Annotated in this window: 22 protein-coding genes; 7 read left to right on the top strand and 15 right to left on the bottom strand. The window is 65.6% G+C overall.

Features of this window, described 5'->3' with window-relative positions; genetic code table 11:
- Positions 1 to 3: 3 nt before the first annotated feature.
- Positions 4 to 1,452 carry a type VII secretion protein EccB gene (eccB, locus tag DFR67_RS23010; protein WP_110471809.1) on the bottom strand — a complete coding sequence of 483 codons (1,449 nt, stop codon included), beginning with the start codon at positions 1,450 to 1,452 and terminating at the stop codon, positions 4 to 6.
- A gap of 120 nt (positions 1,453 to 1,572) precedes the next feature.
- Here eccB and eccE point away from each other — a divergent pair, with 120 nt between their 5' ends.
- Positions 1,573 to 3,153 carry a type VII secretion protein EccE gene (gene eccE, locus DFR67_RS23005; RefSeq protein ID WP_158540014.1) on the top strand — a complete coding sequence of 527 codons (1,581 nt, stop codon included), beginning with the start codon at positions 1,573 to 1,575 and terminating at the stop codon, positions 3,151 to 3,153.
- 14 nt (positions 3,154 to 3,167) lie between these two features.
- On the opposite strand, the gene manA is transcribed toward eccE, so the two are convergent.
- From manA to DFR67_RS22990, 3 genes are all read right to left on the bottom strand, one after another.
- Positions 3,168 to 4,403 carry a mannose-6-phosphate isomerase, class I gene (gene manA / locus DFR67_RS23000; protein ID WP_110471807.1) on the bottom strand — a complete coding sequence of 412 codons (1,236 nt, stop codon included), beginning with the start codon at positions 4,401 to 4,403 and terminating at the stop codon, positions 3,168 to 3,170.
- Positions 4,403 to 5,500, bottom strand: a complete 1,098-nt coding sequence (locus tag DFR67_RS22995) for a hypothetical protein (protein WP_110471806.1) — start codon at positions 5,498 to 5,500, stop codon at positions 4,403 to 4,405. The genes manA and DFR67_RS22995 overlap by 1 nt, the downstream gene beginning before the upstream one ends.
- Before the next feature lie 88 nt (positions 5,501 to 5,588).
- Complete coding sequence (locus DFR67_RS22990) at positions 5,589 to 6,974, bottom strand: phosphomannomutase/phosphoglucomutase (protein ID WP_211325141.1); 1,386 nt, start codon at positions 6,972 to 6,974, stop codon at positions 5,589 to 5,591.
- Between the two features lie 137 nt (positions 6,975 to 7,111).
- Between DFR67_RS22990 and DFR67_RS22985 the strand changes: the two genes are divergently transcribed.
- Positions 7,112 to 8,350 (top strand): phosphatase PAP2 family protein, encoded by a 1,239-nt coding sequence (locus DFR67_RS22985; RefSeq protein WP_110471805.1) that lies wholly within the window; start codon positions 7,112 to 7,114, stop codon positions 8,348 to 8,350.
- Here the strand turns inward: DFR67_RS22985 and DFR67_RS22980 are convergent.
- Positions 8,271 to 8,711 (bottom strand): DUF3499 domain-containing protein, encoded by a 441-nt coding sequence (locus DFR67_RS22980; protein WP_110471804.1) that lies wholly within the window; start codon positions 8,709 to 8,711, stop codon positions 8,271 to 8,273. The genes DFR67_RS22985 and DFR67_RS22980 overlap by 80 nt on opposite strands.
- Positions 8,712 to 8,786: 75 nt before the next feature.
- Here DFR67_RS22980 and DFR67_RS22975 point away from each other — a divergent pair, with 75 nt between their 5' ends.
- Positions 8,787 to 9,290 carry a metallopeptidase family protein gene (locus tag DFR67_RS22975; protein WP_110471803.1) on the top strand — a complete coding sequence of 168 codons (504 nt, stop codon included), beginning with the start codon at positions 8,787 to 8,789 and terminating at the stop codon, positions 9,288 to 9,290.
- A gap of 68 nt (positions 9,291 to 9,358) precedes the next feature.
- On the opposite strand, the gene DFR67_RS22970 is transcribed toward DFR67_RS22975, so the two are convergent.
- Positions 9,359 to 9,592, bottom strand: coding sequence for a WhiB family transcriptional regulator (locus tag DFR67_RS22970; RefSeq protein ID WP_168186967.1), 234 nt, complete (start codon positions 9,590 to 9,592; stop codon positions 9,359 to 9,361).
- A 486-nt stretch (positions 9,593 to 10,078) separates the two neighbouring features.
- On the opposite strand from DFR67_RS22970, the gene cofD reads away from it, so the two are divergent.
- The 3 genes from cofD to DFR67_RS22955 are packed head-to-tail and all read left to right on the top strand — an operon-like array spanning position 10,079 to position 13,012.
- Entirely contained in the window at positions 10,079 to 11,095 is a 1,017-nt protein-coding gene (cofD, locus tag DFR67_RS22965) for a 2-phospho-L-lactate transferase (protein WP_211325140.1), read from the top strand.
- Positions 11,088 to 12,449: a coenzyme F420-0:L-glutamate ligase gene (locus DFR67_RS22960; protein WP_110471800.1), complete on the top strand. Its 1,362-nt coding sequence runs from the start codon at positions 11,088 to 11,090 to the stop codon at positions 12,447 to 12,449. The genes cofD and DFR67_RS22960 overlap by 8 nt, the downstream gene beginning before the upstream one ends.
- The gene (locus tag DFR67_RS22955) at positions 12,446 to 13,012 is read left to right on the top strand and encodes an NUDIX hydrolase (protein ID WP_110471799.1); all 567 of its coding nucleotides are present in this window, start codon (positions 12,446 to 12,448) and stop codon (positions 13,010 to 13,012) included. The genes DFR67_RS22960 and DFR67_RS22955 overlap by 4 nt, the downstream gene beginning before the upstream one ends.
- A 246-nt stretch (positions 13,013 to 13,258) precedes the next feature.
- On the opposite strand, the gene glgC is transcribed toward DFR67_RS22955, so the two are convergent.
- Complete coding sequence (gene glgC / locus DFR67_RS22950) at positions 13,259 to 14,476, bottom strand: glucose-1-phosphate adenylyltransferase (protein WP_110471798.1); 1,218 nt, start codon at positions 14,474 to 14,476, stop codon at positions 13,259 to 13,261.
- Between the two features lie 153 nt (positions 14,477 to 14,629).
- On the opposite strand from glgC, the gene glgA reads away from it, so the two are divergent.
- Positions 14,630 to 15,802 (top strand): glycogen synthase, encoded by a 1,173-nt coding sequence (gene glgA, locus DFR67_RS22945; RefSeq protein ID WP_211325139.1) that lies wholly within the window; start codon positions 14,630 to 14,632, stop codon positions 15,800 to 15,802.
- Here glgA and DFR67_RS22940 read toward each other — a convergent pair.
- The 8 genes from DFR67_RS22940 to DFR67_RS22905 form a co-directional block, all read right to left on the bottom strand.
- Positions 15,775 to 16,611, bottom strand: coding sequence for a putative RNA methyltransferase (locus DFR67_RS22940; RefSeq protein WP_110471796.1), 837 nt, complete (start codon positions 16,609 to 16,611; stop codon positions 15,775 to 15,777). The genes glgA and DFR67_RS22940 overlap by 28 nt on opposite strands.
- Before the next feature lie 33 nt (positions 16,612 to 16,644).
- Entirely contained in the window at positions 16,645 to 16,818 is a 174-nt protein-coding gene (locus tag DFR67_RS22935; RefSeq protein WP_084835037.1) for a DUF3117 domain-containing protein, read from the bottom strand.
- 132 nt (positions 16,819 to 16,950) lie between these two features.
- Entirely contained in the window at positions 16,951 to 17,271 is a 321-nt protein-coding gene (locus tag DFR67_RS22930) for a DivIVA domain-containing protein (protein ID WP_110471830.1), read from the bottom strand.
- A 94-nt stretch (positions 17,272 to 17,365) separates the two neighbouring features.
- Positions 17,366 to 18,106, bottom strand: a complete 741-nt coding sequence (locus tag DFR67_RS22925; RefSeq protein WP_110471795.1) for an acetoacetate decarboxylase family protein — start codon at positions 18,104 to 18,106, stop codon at positions 17,366 to 17,368.
- Positions 18,103 to 18,975 carry an SDR family oxidoreductase gene (locus DFR67_RS22920; protein WP_110471794.1) on the bottom strand — a complete coding sequence of 291 codons (873 nt, stop codon included), beginning with the start codon at positions 18,973 to 18,975 and terminating at the stop codon, positions 18,103 to 18,105. The genes DFR67_RS22925 and DFR67_RS22920 overlap by 4 nt, the downstream gene beginning before the upstream one ends.
- 136 nt (positions 18,976 to 19,111) lie before the next feature.
- A complete protein-coding gene (locus tag DFR67_RS22915) occupies positions 19,112 to 20,044 on the bottom strand; it encodes a glucosyl-3-phosphoglycerate synthase (RefSeq protein ID WP_245938106.1) in 933 nt (310 codons plus the stop codon).
- Positions 20,045 to 20,142: 98 nt separating this feature from the next.
- A complete protein-coding gene (gene folP, locus DFR67_RS22910; RefSeq protein WP_110471792.1) occupies positions 20,143 to 21,042 on the bottom strand; it encodes a dihydropteroate synthase in 900 nt (299 codons plus the stop codon).
- Positions 21,043 to 21,054: 12 nt separating this feature from the next.
- Positions 21,055 to 22,833: a long-chain-acyl-CoA synthetase gene (locus tag DFR67_RS22905; protein WP_110471829.1), complete on the bottom strand. Its 1,779-nt coding sequence runs from the start codon at positions 22,831 to 22,833 to the stop codon at positions 21,055 to 21,057.
- Between the last annotated feature and the right edge of the window lie 18 nt (positions 22,834 to 22,851).

The following is a 22,851-nucleotide window of genomic DNA, read 5'->3' as shown; positions in this document are numbered from 1 at the left end:
CTGTCATTCGGTCGGCGGCTCGATCCGGGCGGCAGCCGGATCCGGGGCCATGCCGTCGTGGGAGACCAGGGCGTTGTCCCGTGACAGGGTGGGGCCGGCCGCGAGCAGCGACACGATCGACCACGGCGCAGGTACCGGAGTGTCCCCCAGGCCGATGGCCGCAGCGGTCCCTACGTCAGAGACCCCATAGCGGACACCCGAATCGTTCACATAGAAAAGCGATTCCGCCCGGGTGCTGTCGGGTTCGGATCCGGTGACCTGGATATAGTGCCCACGCCCCGGTTCGACGAAGACCGCATCCAGGCCCGGGCCAGGGCCATCGGCGCCGGCCAGAACCACCGGGATTTCGCGTGCGCCCAACGGCAGCGTGGAACCGAGCAGCAACTGCCCATGGGCTTCGTGGTCGGTGGCAGATCGCGACCATGCGTGGCACAACACCGGATCGGCTTCGACATCGGTCCACCGCGGCGCCTTCATCGGGAACTCGTCCACCGGGAGAACACTCACCGTCTCGACGCCGGTCAGCTGGGCCGGACTCACGGTCGGGACACTGTCGGCACCGGCCGGGTCGGCCTGTCGGATGATCTCGGCCGCGACCTCACCGATCTGCTGTACGCCTTGCGCCAACGCCACGTAGAACGTCGACTCCCCGGTCAGCGTCGTGCCCTTGATCACGGCGCCGATCGGGATGTCGCGGCCCAACGCCGAGGGGGCACCCCGATTCGAGATGGACGGGGCCACAATGGGATCGGTCTCCGGAAGTGCGTTCAGAACGCCGGGGCTGATCGGTCGTACGTCAGCATCGTCGATGTCCAGGGCCCGCCGCACCGGGACACTGTCGACGTCGATACGAGATCGCGTGCCGCCGGCGACCAGATGCACCTCGTCGCCGACCGACACCAGCACTGCTTCCCCACCGCCGGCTGCCCGGATCCGGGTGCCGAGTTCGGGCGTGGTGATCGCGGCGACCGTGGTCACCTGCCCCGCCGCGACGGTGTCGCAGACCGTCCAGTCCGAAAGCTCCGTGTCGGCCGGACCGGGAAGCGCCGCAGGTGCCCCCGGTATCCCGAGAAGTGGTCCTCGTGGGTAGCCGGTCAGCTTCTTCTCGCTCACAGACTTCGGCGAATCATCGCTTCCCGTGATCAACCGGGCCGAGGTCAGGTTGAGCGCCGGATGCAGACGACCGTCGACGAGGACGTACATCGCGCCCGCCTTCTTGGACACGATTATCTTCGAATTACCCACCGAACCTTGCGGTTTGATCAATCCGTAGACGCCGAATCCGGCCACGACGAGTATCGCGACCACCAGGCCGACCATCAGTGAACGCAGCTGCGAACGCATCGGATCGTGCAGCATCCTCACATCGCGCCGGATCAGCGCGTGCTCGAGTCGGCGCAGCAAAAAGCGATAGCCATTGACCTGAGCCTTTGTCGTCAATTGAGCCGGCACAGCCGAACCCCCCGTCCTCCCGCGGTGTAGCGTATAGCAGCATCGCGGGGGACGATGGGTGTGGGGGAATTCATGAAGAATGCGCTTGCGCCAGACGTAAAGCGGCGGAGCTCGATCGTTGTGATCGAATTGTTGATCGCGGGGGCTCTGGTGTTGTCCTATGACGCCGGCGCCCTGTGGTGGTGTGGTGTGGCGCTTGCCGTCGCGCTGTCGCTGATGCTGATCGCGCTACCGGGCCGGATGTCGGGCGCCGAGCGCGTCGGCCTTCGGCTGGGTCTGTGGCGCAGACAGGTGTTCGGGTCAGCGCAGTCCGACGGCTCGAAGCCCGATCAGGCCCCGTTTGACATACCGGTCCCCGAAACGGGTCCGATCGGTGCGCGCTGGGACGGCGCCTGCATGGTGACCGTCGTCCGCATCGACACCCCCGCCCCGACTTTGAGCCATCTCGACCCCGGTGGATGTACCGGCGGCCCCTCCGTACCCCTGTCGACGCTGGCGGAGTGTGTCGAGCAATTCGACATCGCCCTCGAATCGATCGACGTGATCAGCCACGGGATCCGCACGCACGGCACGGGCCGGGTGGCCCAGGTGTACCGACGGACCCTGGGACCCCTTCCCGCCACCGCGTACCGCACCGTGCTCGTGGTGCTGCGTCTCGATCCCACCCGCTGTCCCGATGCCGTGGCCCGCCGCGGCGGCGGTTCCGAGGGCGCGCTGCGCACGGCCATCGTCGCCACCCGCAGGGTCGCGAACCGGATCGCCGAACGGGGACTGTCGGTGACCATCCTCTCCGCCGCTCAGATCACAGCGGCCACAACCCAGTTGGCACACGGCGCGGATTCCGGCGACGCCCGCGAGAGTTGGGACTCGGTCACCACCGACCGGCTGCGGATGCGGACCTACGCCGTCGCGCCCGAGCATCTGCCGACGACCCTTGGCTCGGTGTGGGCTGTGCCCTCACTCTCCACCACACTCACCCTCAGGCTCCGGTCCACAGGCGACGGCATGACGTCGCTCCGCGCACTCGTTCGCTTCAATACGCTCGGCGGCGACGAGCCGGCCACCGACGGTTTGATCGAACTCGTCGGCCGCCAGCGGGCCGCGCTGGCGGCAAGTCTCCCCGTCGGCGCGGCGGACACGCTGCCGCCGGTCAGCGAGCAGGCACATACCCTCGAATCGCTGGCAGCCCTGCGCCTGTCGGCTGCGGGCTGCGGCCAGCTCATCGGAGCCGACCACAGTGGCCGCGCCGTCGCCGTCGACCTGCTCGGTGGAGGTCCTCATATCGTCGCCATCAGCGGCGGCCTGCACCTGGCCCAGCAGGTGCTGCTGCGGGCGATCGCGGTGGGTGCCCGCGTGCTCGTGCACACCGACCAGCCCTCCGAGTGGCATCAGTTCGTATCGGCCGTCGGCGACCCAGGATTGCTGACACTGTCCGGCGGTCGGGTGCCGCCGGGGCATTTCTCTGTCGCGGTTTTTCACGGGATGACGCCTGTCGCTGTCGACGCGCCCACCATCATCACGGTGCTGCCGCCCGGAGTCGGCGGAACCGACGCCGATATTCGGTTGCAGCAGAATCACGCTGCGCCACAGGATATCTGGGTCGGCACACCCAATGGTTCGACGATGGTGACGATGGTCGCCACCGGCGATGAGATCGGATTCATCGGCCACAGCCTGCCGTCGATGGCGCGCCAAGGCTGACCGCTGGTGTGGACCTAGGGGTTCGCGGGCACGAGGGCGCGGAAGAACGTCGAGTGGGCCGATGCGGCGTGGATCACCACATCGGGTTCGTCATCGCCGATCCAGGCGGCGGATCCTTGCGGTACGAGTAGGTGGTTGGCCGATCCGCGCAGTTCAATCGAACCTGAAGTGCACAGCAGGATCTGGGGCCCGGGTACATCGAACAAGATCGACGACGGCCGCCGCATGCCGGTTCCGTCCAGTTCCACCTTGGAGAGTCGAAACTCCGAGACCGGTGCCTGGTAGATCAATTCGGCGTTGACGGTGTGTACCGACGGCGCGATGTCCGCCGGGGTGACCGGGGTGAAATCGAGGACGCGGAGCAGTTCCGGCACATCGACGTGCTTGGGGGTCAACCCTCCGCGTAGCACGTTGTCCGAGTTCGCCATCACCTCGATGGCCGTACCACCGAGGTAGGCGTGCAGATTGCCGGCCGGGAGGAAGAGCCCCTGCCCGGGTTTCAAGGTCACCCGGTTCAGCAGCAGTACCGCGAGCACGCCGGGATCCGTCGGATAGTTCTCACCGATCTCGAGAAGCGTCCGCGCCACCGGTGCGTACTGCGTCTGCCCGGATTCGAGGTAGTGGATCGCCCCGGTCAGGACTGCCGGGATCAGCACCGACAACGCCGATTCGGGGAGAGTGATCCAGGTCGTGAACAATGCCCGCAATCCCTGCGGATCCGGCTGCCCCGCGAGCATGCCCAGATGACTGTCCAACTCAGGAACCTGCAGGACCCGTAGCAACTCGATGGTGTCCGCGATGTCGCGGAAGCCCGCGAGCGCATCGAAGTCGGTGAGCGCCACCACCAGTTCGGGTTTGTGGTTGTCGTCACGGTAGTTGCGGTTGGCGGCCCCCACCTCGATCCCCTGTGCGTTCTCGCGGGCGTATCCCTCCTTCGCCTGTTCCAGGCTGGGATGTGCCTGCAGCGACAACGGTTCTTCCGCCGCAAGAACTTTCAACAGGAACGGCAGACGACCACCGAACCGATCGACACAGTGTCCCCCCAACTGACCCGCAGGGTCGGAGTCGATCACCTCGAGCAGCGTCGCGGTGGAATCGCCGTCGTGCGCCGGCGCCGGCGCCGCGGGATGGGCTCCGAACCACAGCTCGGCCTCGGGATGGGCGCTCGGAGTCGGCAGCCCACGCAACTCGGCCAACGCCGTCCGCGACCCCCAGGCATACGGCCTGACCACGCCGTCGAGCAGGCGCATCAGCGCTCCCCCACCAATCGCAGGTAAGCACTGGCCATCTCGGTGCGCAGCGCCAGGATCATCAAAGGAACGAGGTCTCCCATCCCCGGCGGGCCCGAGGGCGGCGCCTGCACGGTCGGCGCCGCGGCGGGGCCACTGATCTGTATGTCGACCTCCGGCAACGTCGCGGTCAGGCGGCGGGCGAGCCATTCCCGATCGGGGGTTGTGAGCACCTGCACTCGAATCGGTTCGGCGGCGGCAGGTCCGTCGATCTGCGTGTCGTGGAATATCGGGTCGTAGTCGGCAGGCATTGCCGTGCGGAGCAGTAGCGGTCCAGCAGCCACCACGTCATGTACATCGGTTGCCACGCTGACACTTCCCGCACTCGTGAAGAACGTCCGTGCTGCGTGGGAGGCCACTGCCATCCCGGCGGGGGTCTCCGCGGTCCACACCGTCGGTCTGCCGACCACCCGGGCTGCCAGTTCCTTGGCCGAGTTGTGGAACATCTCGTTACCTGGATGATTACCGGCCGCTTCTCGGTCGAGTTCGTCGGCCAGCTCGGCCAGCTTCGCTCTCTCGCCGGACATCCGGACGGCGTCCAGACTGTCGAGCACTGCGACGAGCACACAGACGTAATGGGCGAAACGGAAGCGCTCGAGCACCCGTACCCGAGGGGACATGTCGAGCACCGGACCGGCCAACGACTCCTGCAACGGACCCTCGAGTGGCCCGGCGATGACGACTTCTGCCTGCCGCCGACCTGCCCTCGACGCGGCTTCGGCGAGACGCGGATCCCCCGCGTCGTCGCCGGCGACGACCACCACGTCCAGTGGCCCGATCCACGACGGCAGTACGGCGGTCTTGATCAGCGGCACATCGATGTGGGGGCCGGCCAGCGCGAGAACCAGATCCGCCGCCCGCCCTGCCGTCCCGTCGCCGCAGACGACCACAACTGCCCGGGGCCGCAGGTGCCGTAGCGGCTCGAGCGCACCTTCTTCACGGGCCGCGACGACGGCCCGCACCTGCGCTCCCGCCAGCGCGGACGCGGGCAGCAGACCTTCGACGTCGGCATCCGTCAGGGCGGCGACGTCATCGAGGTCCCGAGCTCCGGTCAGCATGTCACCAGCCTAGTGCTCCGAGCCGATCAGGCGGCGTCTCACACGCAATGCCCCAGGGCCCATCGACGACCGCCCGGTGGCGAACCACTCAACTACGAACCACTTCGAGGATGCGCTCCACCAGTGCGTTCACCCGAACGGGCGACGTCGCCTCCACGTTGAGCCTCAGCAGCGGCTCGGTGTTCGAGGCACGCAGGTTGAACCACGAGCCGTCGGTCAGGTCGACCGTCACCCCATCCATCCTCGTGGTGCCTGCGGTCTCGTCGGCGAAGTCCGCCAACACGGCGGCGGTCCGGGCAGCCTGGTCGTCGACCGTGGAATTGATCTCTCCCGAGTTCGAATACCGTTCGTACCGCGCCATCATCTGCGACAACGGTTCGTCGGAGGCGCCGAGGGCGGCCAGCACGTGCATCGCGGCGAGCAGCCCCGAGTCAGCACCCCAGAATTCGCGGAAGTAGTAGTGCGCCGAGTGCTCGCCGCCGAAGACCGCACCCGTCTCGGCCATCCGCTGCTTGATGAACGAATGGCCAACGCGCGTGACCACCGGTACGCCGCCCAACTCCCGGACGAGTTCGGGAACCGCCCGTGAGGTGATCAGATTGTGGATCACACAGGCGCCGGGATTCTTCGCGAGTTCGCGCTCGGCCACGAGCGCGGTCACCGCCGAGGGCGACACCGGTTCGCCCAGCTCATCGACCACAAAGCACCGGTCGGCGTCGCCGTCGAACGCCAGCCCGATGTCGGCGCCGGTCTCTTTCACATAGGCCTGCAGGTCGATCAGATTCTTGGGATCGAGCGGATTTGCCTCATGGTTGGGAAAGCTTCCGTCCAGCTCGAAGTAGAGTGGCCGTACGGTGAACGCCTCGCAACCGCCGAGGACCACCGGAACTGTGTGACCTCCCATGCCATTGCCCGCATCGACGGCGACCGTCAAGTGCCGCAGACCGGAAAGATCGACGAGCTTGTGCAGATACGCCGCATAGTCCGCGAGTACGTCGCGCTCGGTGAGGGTTCCCCTGGTGACCTCGGGTGCGGCCACACCACTGACCAGTTCTGCCGAGATGGTGGCGAGACCGGTGTCCTGGCCGACCGGTTTGGCACCCGCCCGGCACAACTTGATGCCGTTGTAGCTCGCGGGATTGTGACTCGCGGTGAACATCGCTCCGGGCCGGTCGAGATCACCCGACGCGAAGTAGAGCTGATCGGTGGACGCCAGGCCGATCATCGTCACGTCCAGCCCCTGGGCCAGCGCGCCGTCTGCGAACGCCGAGGCGAGCACCGGCGACGATTCACGCATGTCGTGGCCGACCACCAGCGCGCTGCTGCCCTCGGCCTTCATCAGACGCGCGAACGAGGCTCCGACCGCACTCACGAAGTCCTCGTCGATCTGGCTCCCGACCAGTCCACGCACGTCATAGGCTTTGATGACAGCACTCACGAGCTCGGGACTGAACACCTTGGCGGGACCACTCACAGGTTGGCTCCTTCTTGTCGTGTGCGGGTGCGTGATCGGGAACTCGAAGAGTCCCGTACCTGTTCAACCCTAGTCGGGTCGAGCTCCGCTTTTCGCGGCGCGCGGGAGACCGCGGGCAGTGTGGCGGCCGGATAACCATGACGGAACTGCAAAGCCGGCACACCGAAGACCCGACCCCATCGTGGTACTCCCGGGTGCGTTTCGCCGAGTTCGCGGCGGCACGCTTCGGAGCCACCAAACTGAACCTGGTACTCGTGCGCCGGGTCACCGTGACGATCTGGGCGCTCACACTCCTGGTACTGCTCGGCACCCGGACGATGTCGTTCAGCAGGTCGTACGTCCTGCTCGCCATCGCGATCGGGCTCGCGGCTGCCTCCATCGGACGCCGCAACATCTTGTCCGTCGTCCGGGATTGGCTACCGTTCGGCATCCTGCTCGCGATTTATGACTCCACCCGGGGCATTGCCGCATTCCTGGGGATGCCCACGCAGTGGGCTTGGCCTGTCGATGCCGATCGCTGGATGTTCGGTGTCGTACCGACCGTGTGGCTGCAAGAACACCTCAAGATGGCGGAACCCCAGTGGTGGGAAGTCATCACCAGCGCGGTCTACATGTCGTACTTCATCGTGCCGTACGCGTTGGCCGGCTACCTCTGGCTACGCGACCGGGTGCAGTGGAAGAAGTTCATTCTGCGTTTCGTCGCGATCTTCTTCCTCGGACTCATCGGGTACATCATGGTCCCCGCCGCCCCGCCATGGGCGGCAGCGAAATGCACCTCGGCAGAGGTTGTCGACGGCCCGGCCTTCCCTCCGTGCATCACCGAACCGGTGCAGGACGCCCCCGGCGGCGGTCTCCTCGGCCCGGTGGAGCCGACCAACCCAGGGGCGGCGCCGTATACCGAACGAATCTCCAGCCGGGGCTGGGACGTCCTGCATTTCGGTCCGGTCCGGACCGTTCTCGAGCAGGGGCAGGAGAAGTCCAATCAGGTGGCGGCGATCCCGTCGTTGCACGCCGGTGTGACCGCGCTGCTCGCGATGTTCATGTGGTCACGCACCAAGACCCTCGGACGCACCCTGTTCACCGGCTATGCGCTCATCATGGCGTTCACGCTCGTGTACTCGGCGGAGCACTACGTGATCGATGTCCTGCTCGGCTGGGGACTGGCAGCGCTGGTGATGGTGGGCAGCAACTACGGCGAGAAAGCGTGGTATCGGCGCAAAGCCAGGAAGGCCATCGACAATCCCGAAGCCGGGATGGTCGAGCTCGCCACCGCCTCGATGGCCACGCCCGGTGAAGTCAGTCGACCGGATCAGGTAGGACTCGGAGATGTCCTCGGCGGCCGGGTCGCGGGCGGGGAAGCGGATCGGACCCGCTGAGGGACTCCTCGCGGGAAGCATGCGAGCGGATGCGGGGACTGGATGCCTCGGACGACGCGACGGGAGCCGACCTCGGCACCAATCCGCCGCCACCTGACGCCTCACGTACGACATCGGCCAGCGCCGTCAGATCGTCTTCGTCGCGCAGCGGTGGGGCGAAACCACCCTCGCTGCGCAGCATCTCCCAACCGCGGGGAACGGTGATCCGGGTCGCGTGGGTGTCACAGAGATCCCAGGAGTGCGGTTCGGCCGAGGTGGCCAGCGGCCCCACGACAGCGGTGGAATCTGAATACACAAAAGTCAGGGTTGCCACCGCCGGATTGGCGCAGCCGGGCCTGGAACACTGACGTGGGAGCCTCACGGTAGGAAGATTATCCCGACCGCCCGGCGGGTCGAAGCAGGACACACCGCAGTCGACTGCTTAGACTTGCCGCCTATGGCTCACATTCGACCTCCACAGGCTCGCCCGCGGCGTCGCCGTAGTGGTCGCGGGGTTCCGCGGGTCAGGGATCGTCGCGGCCGCGGGTTGCGATCGACATTGCTGCCGGCCCACGTGCCGGCCTGGACGAGCCGGGCCCAGAGCTTCGACGCGGTGGTCCTCGAGGCGTTCGCCGAGATAGACGCGCGGTGGCACAGCCGGCTGACCGACTTGGACATCGCCGTCGATGACGTGCCGCGCATGTTGCCGAGGGATCCCGACACCGTTCAGTGGCCGGCAGAGGTGACGGCGGACGGGCCCATCCCTCTTGCCAGGCTCATCCCGTCCGGTATGGATTCCGCGGGCAGGGCGACGAAGGCACGGATACTGCTGTTCCGCAGGCCGCTGGAAAGTCGCGCCACCAAGGGCGCGGATCTGCTGGATCTGATTCACGAGGTGCTGGTCCAGCAGGTGGCAGCACACCTGGGTGTCGACGAGGACACCATCGACCCGCCGCAATGACACCGCGGGGAATAGTGCCGCAGGGCTCAATACTTATTGCGACACAACAACTTCAGTAACCCCAACCGCTAGACGATGCCGCGCTTGATACGCCGGCGCTCGCGTTCGGACAACCCACCCCAGATTCCGAACCGCTCGTCCTTGTGCAGGGCGTACTCGAGGCATTCCGAACGCACCTCGCAGCCCTGGCAGATGCGCTTCGCTTCGCGCGTCGATCCACCCTTTTCGGGGAAGAACGCCTCCGGATCGGTCTGTGCGCACAGCGCACGATCCTGCCACTGATCTTCGATGTCTTCGAACATATCGTCGAATGCAGAGGTGACCAGGCTCAGGCGAGGACGATCATCAATACGGTCTTCGGTTGCGTTCGATTGCGAATCGACTTGCGGTTCAAGGCTGTTGGTAGCCATGTGTTCAAAAGCCATCGTCCCGCCTCCTCATCTCACTTCGAATTGTGCAGTTGGTCAATCGGATTCGAACAAGTGATCGAACACCAAGTCCTGCAACAATTCTCGCTGTCAAAACTTGGAATGACACTGATGTGATTAGACACGGTTTCGGGTGTCCAGGTCAAGCTCAGCGGGAAATTGCTTTATCACCCCTACCGCTGATTCCTGAGTCTCGACACGGGGTTGATGCAGAAATCGCCACCGAAAAGTGCACCCAAGAGTATCGAACAGTTCGAACACACCCCGAACTCCGGTCGTACTCCCGACACCCCTGCCTCAACGTTACGTGTAGTCGGCTCGGTGCGAGGCGCTTCGGCAGACCGCCTACCCTGGTTCCCTGTGAAGGTGACGGTTCTCGTCGGTGGCGTCGGTGGCGCCCGGTTTCTGCAAGGGGTACGTGAGCTTCTGGGACCCACCGCGTTCCCAGAGGTGCTCGCGTCCGGACGTCCGCCGTCCCCGCATGAGGTGACGGCGATCGTCAACGTCGGCGACGACGCATGGATGCACGGGGTGCGGATCTGTCCCGACCTCGATACCTGCATGTACACGCTCGGCGACGGCATCGACCCCGAGCGCGGCTGGGGCCGGCGCGCAGAAACCTGGCACGCCAAAGAAGAATTGGCCGCGTACGGCGCCGATCCGGACTGGTTCGGGCTGGGCGACCGCGATCTGGCCACTCACCTCATCCGGACCCAGATGCTCGACGCGGGCTATCGCCTCAGCGACATCACCTCGGCACTGTGCAAGCGGTGGGACCCGGGTGTGCGATTGCTGCCTGCCACGGACGACCGCCACGAGACCCACGTGGTCGTGACCCGGCCCGGCAGCGGCGACGGAGCCGACGAAAAGGTGGCGATCCACTTTCAGGAATGGTGGGTTCGGTACCGCGCGCAGATACCGACCGACGGGTTCGCCCAGGTCGGTTCCGACGACGCCAAGGCCGCCCCGGGCGTACTCGAGGCGATCGCCGACGCCGACATCATCCTGATGGCGCCGTCGAACCCTGTTGTCAGTGTGGGAGCGATCCTGTCGGTTCCTGGTGTGCGCGGCGCGTTGCGGACCACGAGTGCACCGGTGGTCGGCATCTCCCCCATCATCGACAATCGCCCCCTGCGCGGCATGGCCGACGAATGTCTGTCGGTCATCGGCGTCGAGACCACGGCTGAGGCGGTCGGACGACACTACGGCGCCCGCTCGGAGAACGGGGTGCTCGACGGATGGCTGATCGCGACCGGCGACACCGCCGACGTGCCCGGTGTCGCCGTCCAGTCGGTACCCCTGCTGATGACCGATCCGGCCACGACCGCTGAAATGGTTCGCGCGGCGTGTGCACTCGTGGGTGTGGCCCATGACTGAGGGCGCCGACCTCGGGGACCACGCTGCACCCGGCACCCTCGAAATCCTCCCGATCACGGGCCTGCCCCGTTTTCGTAAAGGCGACGACCTGGCCGGCGCACTGGCGGCGGCGGCGGACTGGCTACGCGACGACGACATCCTGGTGGTCACGAGCAAGATCATCTCCAAGGTCGAAGGTCGTATGGTGCCCGCGCCGACGGACCCCGACGCCCGCGATGCCGCGCGCCGTGCACTCGTCGATGCCGAAGCGGTGCGCGTGGTGGCCCGCAAAGGCCGGACTCTCATCACGGAGAACCGGCTCGGCATCGTGCAGGCCGCTTCCGGTGTCGACGGCTCCAACGTCGACGGTGACGAGTTGGCGCTGCTGCCCGTCGATCCCGACGCCAGCGCCGCAGCGCTGCGGGCAGCGCTGCGAGAGCTCCTGTCGGTAGAGGTGGCCGTGTTGATCACAGACACGATGGGACGGGCTTGGCGCGTCGGACAGACGGATCAGACGATCGGGGCGGCCGGCATCGCTGTCACGCACCCGTACGAGGGTTCGGTCGACGAGTACGGCAACTCCCTCATCGTCACCGACATAGCGGTCGTCGATGAGCTCGCCGCGGCAGCCGACCTGGTCAAAGGAAAACTCGGCGAGATCCCGGTCGCCGTGGTTCGCGGTTTGCACCCCCGCGAAAACGGAACGACGGCAAGAGATCTGGTTCGCCCGGGCGCTGAAGATCTGTTCTGGCTCGGAACCACCGAAGCCATCGATCTGGGGCGCAGACAGGCCCAGCTGATGCGCCGGTCGGTCCGCCGCTACGCGCGGGCACGGGTACCGGCCGACGTGATGAACGAGGCCTTCGCCGAGGCTCTTACCGCACCTGCGCCACACCACAGTCATCCGGTCCGATTCATCTGGCTGCGTGATCGCGAACGCCGGGTGCGACTGCTCGACGCGATGTCGGCGCGCTGGCGTGCCGACCTGCTCGCCGACCACAAGAGCGCCGAGTCGATCGAGAAGCGCGTGGCCAGAGGGCAACTGCTGTACGACGCGCCGGAGGTGGTCATCCCGGTCCTCACGTCCGACGGTCGACATGAATATCCCGACGCCGTCCGCAACACCGCAGAGCACACGATGTTCACCGTCGCCGCCGGGGCAGCCGTCCAAGGGCTGCTGGTCTCGCTGGCTGTGCGTTCGGTGGGTAGCTGCTGGGTCGGTTCGACGATCTTTGCGCCGGAGCTGGTCCGCGACGAGCTGCAACTACCGGCGGACTGGGAGCCGCTCGGCGCGGTCGCCGTCGGGTATCCCGACTCCCCCGATGACGGGCCGCGGCCGCCCGCCGAGATCGAGAACCTGGTGGTCGAACTGTGAGCGCAGAGTCACTGCACGAGTCGGCGACGGAACTACTCACCACGTGGACGACGTCGGATCCACACCAGGATTCGTTGCGACACACGGTGTTGGCATTCCTCGCCGCCGCACCCCTCGGATGTCTTCGGGCCTGCGAGGCAGGCCACATCACGGCCTCGACCATTGTGCTCAACACCGCGCGGACCCACGTACTGCTGACATTGCATCCGCGCGTGGGCAAATGGATTCAGCTCGGGGGACACTGCGAGGAGTCGGACGCCACCATCGCCGCCGCGGCCACCCGTGAGGCGCAAGAGGAATCCGGGATTGCCGACCTGGTCGCCGAACCGCAATTGGTGCAGGTCCACACACACCCCATCACCTGCTCACTGGGGGTACCGACGCGCCACCTCGATCTGCGGTTCGTCGCAGTGGCGGCAGACGGTCCCGAAGGCGCGCTGCCCGACTTCGTCCGCAGCGAGGAGTCGGTCGATCTGGCCTGGTGGCCGATCGACGCACTCCCCGAGAACACCGAAGTGCCGGCAATTCCCGACCTCATCGCCGCCGCTCTAGCACTCGCCTGACGGCGCAATCAGGGCACGCTCGACACTAGTTTCGGCACGCTCGAAGGAAGGCCACCTGGGGGCGGTGAGTAGGACGAACTCGCCCCGCCCGCGTGTTCTGGACGAGGGAGCGAGGGAGCGCAGCGACTGAGTCGACTGAGGAAGAGCACGCGATAAAGGGCCGCACGCCCCGCGTAGCGAAGCGGAGCGAAAAAACACAGCTGGCAACCCGACTATGAAAGCCAAGCCAGTCGATCGAGGGACCCGTTAGACCCTGACACCCTTACCGATTGCAACGACTCCACCACTGCTGATGGCGAAGCGTTCTCGGTCGCGTTCCTCGTCGACTCCGATGATCTGGCCGGGTGAGATCACGACGTTCTTGTCCAGGATCGCTTTGCGCACCACCGCTCCCTTGCCGATACGGACCCCCGGCATCAAGACACTGCCCTCGACCGTGGCGCCCTCTTCGATCAACACGTTGGAGGAGAGAACCGAGTTGCGGACGGTTGCCGCGGAGACGATGCTCCCCGAGCCGACCATGGATTCCTGCGCCAGCCCACCTTTGACGAACTTCGCCGGTGCGACGAGATAGTCGGCGGAACCATGGATCGGCCAGCGGCGGTTGTAGAGGTTGAAGATCGGGTGCACGGACACCAGGTCCATGTGGGCGTCGTAGAAGGCGTCGAGGGTTCCGACGTCTCGCCAATACCCGCGGTCGCGGTCGGTGGCGCCGGGGACCTGGTTGTCCTTGAAGTCGTAGACGAACGCCTCGCCCCGATCGACGAAGGCGGGGATGATGTCCCCGCCCATGTCGTGATCGGAGTCCGGGTTGTCTGCGTCCGCCTTGATGGCCGCGACCAGAGCGTCTGCGGTGAACACATAGTTGCCCATCGACGCGAACGTCGCGTTCGGGTCGTCGGGGGTGCCCGGTGGGTCGGCGGGCTTCTCGAGGAATTGGGTGATGCGGCCGCTGTCGTCGGAGTCGATGCAACCGAACGCGGTCGCCTCCTCCCGCGGGACCCGGATACCGGCAACGGTGCATTCCGCACCGGAGGCGATGTGCGCCTCCACCATCTGTTCCGGATCCATGCGGTAGACGTGGTCGGCTCCGAAGACCACGATGTATTCGGGTTCTTCGTCGTACACGAGGTTCAGGGACTGGAAGATCGCATCAGCACTGCCGGTGTACCACCGCGGTCCGAGACGCTGCTGCGCTGGGACGGGAGTGATGTACTCCCCGTTGAAACCGGACGGCCGCCACGTCTGCGAGATGTGCCTGTCGAGTGAATGCGACTTGTACTGCGTGAGTACACACAGCCGCGAGTAGCCGGCGTTGACGAGGTTGCTGAGGACGAAATCGATCAGACGGTACCCACCGCCGAATGGAACCGCAGGTTTGGCCCGGTCCATCGTCAAGGGAAAGAGTCGTTTTCCCTCGCCGCCGGCGAGGACTATCCCGAGCACGTGGCGCTGTGAAATCACCCCTTAAACCTATCCGGCATCCGACGTCGCGGCCATAGGACCGGCCGATCCGTCCAAATCGCTTGCCACGTCGGAACAATTGTTCGAGATCGTGTCGAGGCAATTTTCCTGGGCAGATGGCGCTGAAGCCACCGGACCACTAGCGTTTGACGTATGCGCGTGGCAATGATGACCAGGGAATATCCGCCTGAGGTGTACGGCGGGGCCGGCGTACACGTCACCGAATTGGTGGCTCACCTGCGTCGGCTCGCGACCGTCGACGTGCATTGCATGGGCGCCCCCCGCGAGGATGCACACGTCTATGGCGTGGACCCCGAACTCATCGGCGCCAACGCGGCGATCACGACTCTGTCCTCGGACCTGCGGATGGCCGTCGCGGCCGAGGGAGCCCAGGTCGCGCATTCACACACCTGGTACACCGGGTTGGCCGGGCACCTCGCCGGACAACTACACGGCATTCCCCATGTCCTGACCGCACATTCGCTCGAGCCCCGGAGGCCTTGGAAAGCCGAACAGCTCGGCGGCGGATACAGGGTGTCGAGCTGGGTGGAGAAGAACGCCGTCGAGTACGCCGACGCGGTGATCGCCGTCAGCTCGGGCATGCGGATCGATGTCTGCGACGCCTACCCACGCCTCGACCCCGACAAAGTTCATGTGGTTCGCAACGGTATCGACACCGTGAAGTGGCGGCCGTCGATCGCCCCCGACGAGGCGACGTCGGTGTTGCGGAAGATAGGCGTCGATCCCGATCGGCCGATTGCGGTGTTCGTCGGCCGGATCACGCGGCAGAAGGGCGTCGGACACCTTGTCGCCGCGGCCCATCACATGGATCCGGATCTACAGCTCGTGCTGTGTGCCGGAGCCCCCGACACCCCGGAGATCGGCGCGGAGATCGCCGCGGCCGTCGACCGACTGTCGAGCGCCCGCGACGGCGTCTTCTGGGTGCGCGAGATGCTCCCGCTCGAGAAGATCCGCGAGATACTCTCGGCAGCCGATGTTTTCGTCTGTCCGTCGATCTATGAACCACTGGGTATCGTCAACCTCGAAGCGATGGCCTGCGGAACCGCGGTCGTGGCATCGGACGTGGGCGGTATCCCCGAAGTGGTCCGCGACGAGGTCACGGGGCTGCTGGTGCACTACGACGCAGACAAGACAGGCGAGTTCGAACACGATCTGGCGACAGCGGTCAATCGGGTCATCGCCGACCCCACGTCGGCCAGCGCCATGGGCGTCGCCGGGCGAGAACGCGCGATCGCCGAGTTCTCCTGGGATTCGATTGCCGAACAGACGATGAAGATCTACGAGTCGGTCACCGAATCGGCTTGATACACCGCGACCGTCACGGACACCGTGACCGTCATCGGATCGGGGTAACCGCTCAGTCGCGAGGCCACGTCCCGTTCGGTCAGATGAAATGCTGACGGACCCATCAACACCACGTCGGCGACCTGAGTGTGGGACAGCGCGATCGGGTACTCGACCAGAGTTCTTTCTGCTCGGGTGAAGTGGCCGGACATACTGTTGCCGATCCGTACGGCCTTGTCCTTGTCCACGCCGATCATCCCGACCGCCTCGACGATCTCGGTCAGGTGCCGCGGCGTCGGCGACACCACGATCAGTCGTCCACCGGGTGCGAGCACCCGGGAGAACTCAGGCACGTTGCGCGGCGAAAAGATCGACAGAGCAACATCGATCATGCCGTCGGCGATCGGGAAGGGTTGCCACCCGTCGGCGACAACGGCACCGATCGGGCCGCTGCGCCGGCTGATCTGCCTGGCGGCGAGTTTGGACAGGTCCAGACCCACCCCGCGCCCGCCCGCATGGTGCACCGCGGCGGCGAGATAATGCCCGGTGCCCGCGCCGACGTCGAGGACGGCGGCGCCGTCCTCGCAGTTCCCGCTGACCGCCGTCATGATGGGGTCGAAGAAACCACCATCGAGGAAACGCGTTCGGGCGGACAGCATTTCACTCGTATCCGACCGAAAACTGTTGCCGGCGCCGCCCAACAGGGTCACGTACCCCTGCTTGGCCAGGTCAAAGCTGTGCCCCTGACCACACCAGAGTGTGCGATCAGCACACTCGAACGGGGCCCGGCACACCGGACAACACAACAGATCGACCACTGCGGAAAGCACGGCCGATCGTCTCCTTCTTGCTATCTGACCCCGCTACGAGGCGGTGGTCACCCCACGCAATTCCTCACCCAGTGCTGCTGCCTCATCGGCCGTCAGCTCGACTACCAGTCGGCCGCCGCCCTCGATAGGTATGCGCACGACGATTCCTCGCCCTTCCTTGGCTGCTTCAAGGGGACCGTCCCCGGTCCGTGGCTTCATCGCCGCCATCTCTGCTCCCTTCAGATTCGCTGCCGCAGTCGGCGTCGAAGTCTGATCTTATTAGGTTGGTGCCATCAATCGTTGGACACCGCGCGGTTCACGTTGCATTGATCCGGTTCCATACTACGGACCTGAGTCAGGTTATTCTGCCCGTTGCGCTGGGCTTTCGATCTCGTCCCGCGCTTGGAGATCGTGCAAGGCGGTCCGCAATTCATCGATCTCACGTGCCAACTTCTCCAGCGCCCAGTCCACCTCGCCGGCCTTGTAGCCGCGGGTCACCTGCGCGAAGCGGAGTGACCGAACGTCGTCGCCGGTGATGCCCGCCCGAGGCAACCGCGTCAGAGTTGTCCCTTTTTCCAGCGGCGGCAGATCTTCTGAGCGACCGAAAACCCGCCAGACCACCGCAAACACGACCCCGATCACTGCCACCATGACCGCCAGGTACAGAAGAAGAGTCAGCACCACTCCACTATCGCACGGTGGCCGGTCGCCCGCGTCAGCTCCTGTTCACGACCGTCAGCTCCTGTTCACGACCGTCAGCCCCGGCTCACGACCGTCAGCTCCTGTTCACGACTTGAGCATCCTCGAAGGTCATCTCGATCCTTCCCACCGAGGACGTCATCAAGGCATGCCGTGACAGGTCGAATTGCCGCAGTTCATCGGCGATCGGATGGGACCCCAACTGCAACTGCGCACCGCCGAGTCGCGTCCGCGTGTCTGCCGTGTTGTTCAACACCCACGGCGTCTCACGGGTCACGCCGTCGAGGTGCGAATATGCCCGCAACACGGCCGACGCCGGTGAATCCGGCACCTTGATACCCGGCCGCACGGTCAGCGCGGCGATCATCTGCCCACCTTCACTGACCACACCGCGCTTGGTCCGGCTCTGGTGATCGACGTCGAAGTCGGCGAGGGTCTTGGGAAATCCCCAGATCCCGCGCCCGGCTGCCAAGGTGAATTCGCCGTCGACCGGCAGTCGGTGTACCAGGGCCCGCGCCTGTCCCCCGGCGAGGTCCCTGAGGTTGCGCACCATCGACTGCCCGGGCCGCTCGCGGTCGGCGACCAGCACGCAGACGCCGAACTCGTTGTACGGGCCGAGATCCCCGTCGACGTAATCGACGAACACGAGCATGCACATCGCCCTGCCCGGACGGACCCGCAAGACTTCCAGGCCGGTGTCGGAGATCGCCGACTGGACCGCGCCCGCCGATGCGGTGAACCCCGCCACAAAACAGCTGGCCTGCCGGATCCGGACCGGCATCTCGATCGCCGTGCCCAGCACGTCATGGGCGGTCATGAGGCCGCCACCTCATCGGAGTCGTGCCCGTCCGGGGCAGCCACGACACCGCGCAGCCCGTCCGCGCCGAAGAGCGGCTCGAGCATCGAGCTGAAATCCGGTCCGCGACGCAGCATCTGCCCACCGTCGACGTTGATGACCTGTCCGGTGATCCAGGTGGACTCCTCACCGAGCAGGAACAACGCCAGGCCCGCGATGTCCTCGACCTCACCGACCCGCTGCAGCGGGGTGCTGACCCGGTAGTCCTCGCTCAGCGCCGGATCCTGGGTGATCATCCCGACGAGTTCGGTTCGGGTCAGGCCCGGCCGGATGCCGTTGACGCGAACGTTGCTCGCGCCCAGTTCATCTGCTGCCAGTGCCACCAGATGATCGACCCCGGACTTCGTGACGCCATAGGCACCGAACCACCGGTGGGTATTGCTGGCTGCGATGGACGAGATGGCGACGATCGCGCCGCCTCCACCGCGAACCAGCTCTCGCGCACCGTGTTTGATCGTGAACATGGTGCCGTTGAGATTCAGATCGACGGTGCGCTTCCACGCTTCCGTGTCCATTTGGGTGATCGGCCCGATCGTTTCGCTGCCGCCCGCGCAGGCGACGATGCCGTCGAGACGGCCGGTACGGGCAGTGGCCACCGCGACCGCGTTCGCCACCTGGTCCTCGTCGGTGATGTCGGCGGCATGCGCCAGCACCGGCGATCCACCTGCAGCGGCGTTGAGTTTGTCCGCGACCTCGCCGAGCCGCTCGGCATTGCGACCCAGGATGGTGACCTGGGCTCCGCGTTCGGCGAGAAGCGCCGCAATTCCCTCGCCGATCCCGCTGCCACCTCCGGTGACCAGAACTGATTTTCCCGACATCGAACCCGACATTGACCAACTCCCGTAGCTAGAACATGTTCTAGTTTCTACGATAGCCTGCCGCATCCGTGGACGAGCCGGATATACGAAGACGAGCCGCCTACAGGCGGCTCGTCTTCGTACAAGTGGATCGTCTGGCGCGCCGGAGCTACGAGGCGCGGCGGCTGCGTTCGGCGACCGTCGGCCGCAGGGTGTTCATCGCGGGTCGGTCGGTGAGGTAGACATCGGTGGTCTTCGGGGAGAAGGTGCCGTCGGGCTGGATCTTGAACTGCGTGAGTCCGACGCCCGAGTCCTCGATGCCACACCTACCCATCAACGTGCCGACGATCTGCCTGCTCATGACGCCGAGCTCCACCAGCGGGCGGTTGCGGTGGGTCCGCACCCCGAGATTGACCTGCCCGATACCACCCATCCCGTAGAGGTCATAGGTATCGACCAGCAGGCCGATCTCCACCCCGTACCCCGGAGCGAACGGCACTGCACACAGCAGCTCGCGCGTTCCCGCGTATTCGCCACCCAACGGCTGCAGCACCGCGGTCAGTTCCGGTTTGAACGAAGCGAGCAGCGGCCGGGCGACGAGTTCGGTGACCCGGCCCCCGCCGTTGGCATCCTCGCCCTGTCCGGTCCGCAGCGGCCGGCGGTAGAAGCCCTTGACGAGCTGGATCTCCTCATTGATCAGGAGGGGTCCGAGCAGCTTGGGCACGAACATCGGATCCGGATCGATCAGGTCGGAATCGACGAACGCGATCAGGTCACCCGTCGTGGCGGCGAGCGAGCGCCACAGCACCTCGCCCTTTCCGCGAACGGGCTCGACCTCGGGAACGGCTTCTTCGCGGGTGACGACGCGCGCGCCCGCTGCGATGGCGCGTTCGGCGGTCGCATCGGTGGAGCCCGAGTCCAGCACGATCAACTCGTCGACGAGCGTGCCGAGGAGCGGGCGGATCGACGCGATGACATCTGCCACCGTCTCTTCTTCGTTGAGTGCGGGCAACACCACCGAGACGGTGCGGCCGTTCTTCGCCGCGACGAGTTCGTCGACGGTCCAGTCGGGGCGATCCCAACTGTGATCGGCCGCCCACATGGATTGAGGCGAACTCCGGCCTTTCAGTCTGCTGTCGGGTGCGGACGCAATCGGCGTCCAGGCACGGTCGGACTTTTCAGTGACTTGCTTCCCAGCGGTCATGCCAAACCCCTTACTGTTCGGGTGGGTGGTCTGGTCCCGTTCACCGCGGCAACCATATCGACCACCCTTCGAGTGGCGGCAACCTCGTGTACGCGAAACACGCGAGCCCCGGCGGAGGCGGCAAGTGCGGTCGCGGCGAGAGTCCCCTCCAGCCGATCTTCCAGGCCTACACCCAGAGTCTCCCCTACAAAATCCTTGTTGCTCAGCGCCATCAGCACTGGCCAACCGGTATTAACCAGAACGTTCACGTGGCGTAACAAAGTGAGCCCGTGATGCGTGTTCTTCCCGAAATCGTGCGTGGGGTCGATCACGATCGAATCCTCTTTCACCCCACTGGCCAACGCGTGGTCGGCAGCTCGGGTGAGTTCGGTGTGCACATCCGTGACAACGTCCGGGTACCGCACGCGGTGCGGCCGGGTGCGAGGCACGGCCCCACCGGTGTGCGAACAGACGATGCCCGCCGACATCTCGGCGGCCACGGCAACCAACCCGGGATCGGCACCCGACCACGTGTCGTTGATGAGATCGGCGCCCGCCGCGACGGTCTCCCTGGCGACGTCGGCGCGCCAGGTGTCGATGCTGATGATCAGATCCGGGTGCCGGTTCCGGATCCACTCGATCATCGGCAGTACCCGCCGCGTTTCCTCGGCGGCATCGACTTCGGCACCGGGTCCGGCCTTTACCCCGCCGATGTCGACGATGTCGGCGCCTTCGGCCACGACCTGATCCACGCGCGACTTCGCCGCGTCGTCGGTGAAGCTCGATCCGCGATCGTAGAAGGAGTCCGGGGTCCGATTGACGATGGCCATCACCAGGGCCCGGTCGGTGGCGACGGGCCGACCGCAGAGTGTGGGCGACAGGGATGGCCCCGCCGGGGTGCGCTGAGACAGCGTCATGTGCGGGTGCCCCTATCCGCGAGGAACCTTCGCAGCGGCCACGTCCTGCGGGTACTCGTCATAGAACTCGACGTACCCGTCGGCACTACCCTTCAAAACGTAGAGCTTGTCTTCCCCTACATCTCCGAACCCCTCGTCGCGCAACTCGACTTTGCGATTCTTGAACGTCGAGGTCTGCTCGAGTTCGGAGACCACTCGGATGAACAGGGGCACCGCGTACGCGGGCAGCGAATCGTAGAGTTGCTTGCCGAGTGCCTTCGGGTCCAGTTCCTGGCCTTCGCGGACGGTGACCGCCGCCATTCCGGCCTTGCCGTCGGTGTCGGGGACCTCCACGCCGTAGACGACGCAGTGATCGATCGCGTCGACGCCGCCGAGTTCGGCCTCGACTTCGGTGGTGGCGACATTCTCGCCCTTCCACCGGAAGGTATCGCCGAGCCGATCGACGAACGCGATGTGATGCATCCCGAGATCGCGGACCAGGTCGCCCGAGTTGAACCAGCGGTCACCGGATTTGAAGGCGTCTTTGATGATCTTCTTGTTCGAGGCGTCTTCGTCGGTGTACCCGTCGAACGGGACCCGGTCGGAGATCTCGGAGATCAGCAGCCCGGTGCCGCCTTTGGGCACCTTCGTCAATCTGTCCTTCGCGTTGCGCTTGGGGTCACCGGTCTCGGCATCGTATTCGACGATCTTGAACGGGAGCGGACAGAAGCCGGCTGTCTTGGTGAGGTTGAAGACGTTGATGAACGCGAGGTTCAGTTCGGAGGCGCCGTAGAACTCGACCACCCGCTCGATTCCGAACCGCTTGGTGAAGCCGTCCCAGATCTCCGAGCGCATGCCGTTTCCGACGATGATGTTCACACCGTGGCTGCGGTCGGTGGACTTCTCCGGCTGCGCCATCAGGTAGCGGCACAACTCCCCGATGTAGCAGAACGCGGTGGCGCGGTTGAGGATGATGTCGTCCCAGAACTTTGAGGCCGAGAACGATTTGCCGATCGCAAGGCATGCCCCCGAGGCGAGCACCGACGACAGCGCCACCGTCAGTGCATTGTTGTGGTAGAGCGGCAGCGCGGAGTACATCGTGTCGCTGTGCCGCAGTCGCACACCCATTCCGCCGATGCCGTCCATGCTCGTCATCCACCGGTAGTGGGACATGATGCTGGCCTTGGGCATCCCTGTCGTGCCCGAGGTGAAGATGTAGAACGCCTTCGTGGACGCGGGAAGCCCGGCGGTGACGGACGGGTTCTCCTCGCTCAGCCCTTCGGATTGGCTGTCGAGTTCTGCGAAGTCGACGGTCACCTCGGGGACTTCTGATTTCTCGATCGAGTCGAGGGCTTCCGCGGCGTCCGGATCCACAACGAGCACGGTTGCGTCGAGAATGCCGAGGCTGTGGCTCAACACCTGGCCGCGCTGGTTGTAGTTCAGCATCCCCGCGATCGCACCGAGCTTGACCGCCGCCAGCATGACGAGCAACGTCTGCGGCTTGTTCTTGGCGAGCACCCCGACGACGTCTCCGACGCCGACGCCGTTCTTGCCGAAGAATGCGGCATAACGGTTGATCTGGCGGTTGGCCTCGCCGTAGGTGATCGACGTGCCCTCGAAGCGGACGAACGGACGCTCCGGGTGTTTGGCGACGAGTCCGTCGAAGACCGACCCGATCGTGGCCTCGGCCTTCGGGCGACGCAGGATCAGCCCGGGGGCGTGCCGAATGACCCCCGGAAGGTCGGGAACCATGCCCAGGGCGCCTTTGGTGACGTCGAGTAGTCCAACACTGTTCCGGGATTCGTTCGCCACGTAAGCTCCGATGCTTGT

This window comes from Williamsia limnetica (assembly GCF_003217475.1).
GTDB lineage: Bacteria > Actinomycetota > Actinomycetes > Mycobacteriales > Mycobacteriaceae > Williamsia > Williamsia limnetica.
Note: the sequence above shows the minus strand (reverse complement) of the source record. Positions and strands in the feature narration are given on the sequence as shown.

Bases quoted from the DNA above. Each gene is read 5' to 3' on its own strand.
- DFR67_RS22975 (WP_110471803.1), top strand. From the start codon at position 8,787: ATGGCTCACATTCGACCTCCACAGGCTCGCCCGCGGCGTCGCCGTAGT.
- DFR67_RS22970 (WP_168186967.1), bottom strand. From the start codon at position 9,592: ATGTTCGAAGACATCGAAGATCAGTGGCAGGATCGTGCGCTGTGCGCA.
- DFR67_RS22915 (WP_245938106.1), bottom strand. From the start codon at position 20,044: ATGTGGGCGGCCGATCACAGTTGGGATCGCCCCGACTGGACCGTCGAC.
- DFR67_RS22995 (WP_110471806.1), bottom strand. From the start codon at position 5,500: ATGCTGACCGGAGCTCGGGACCTCGATGACGTCGCCGCCCTGACGGAT.
- DFR67_RS22985 (WP_110471805.1), top strand. From the start codon at position 7,112: ATGACGGAACTGCAAAGCCGGCACACCGAAGACCCGACCCCATCGTGG.
- DFR67_RS22925 (WP_110471795.1), bottom strand. From the start codon at position 18,106: ATGACCGCCCATGACGTGCTGGGCACGGCGATCGAGATGCCGGTCCGG.
- manA (WP_110471807.1), bottom strand. From the start codon at position 4,403: ATGCGCCTGCTCGACGGCGTGGTCAGGCCGTATGCCTGGGGGTCGCGG.
- glgA (WP_211325139.1), top strand. From the start codon at position 14,630: ATGCGCGTGGCAATGATGACCAGGGAATATCCGCCTGAGGTGTACGGC.
- folP (WP_110471792.1), bottom strand. From the start codon at position 21,042: ATGACGCTGTCTCAGCGCACCCCGGCGGGGCCATCCCTGTCGCCCACA.
- DFR67_RS22935 (WP_084835037.1), bottom strand. From the start codon at position 16,818: ATGGCGGCGATGAAGCCACGGACCGGGGACGGTCCCCTTGAAGCAGCC.
- DFR67_RS22960 (WP_110471800.1), top strand. From the start codon at position 11,088: ATGACTGAGGGCGCCGACCTCGGGGACCACGCTGCACCCGGCACCCTC.
- DFR67_RS22920 (WP_110471794.1), bottom strand. From the start codon at position 18,975: ATGTCGGGTTCGATGTCGGGAAAATCAGTTCTGGTCACCGGAGGTGGC.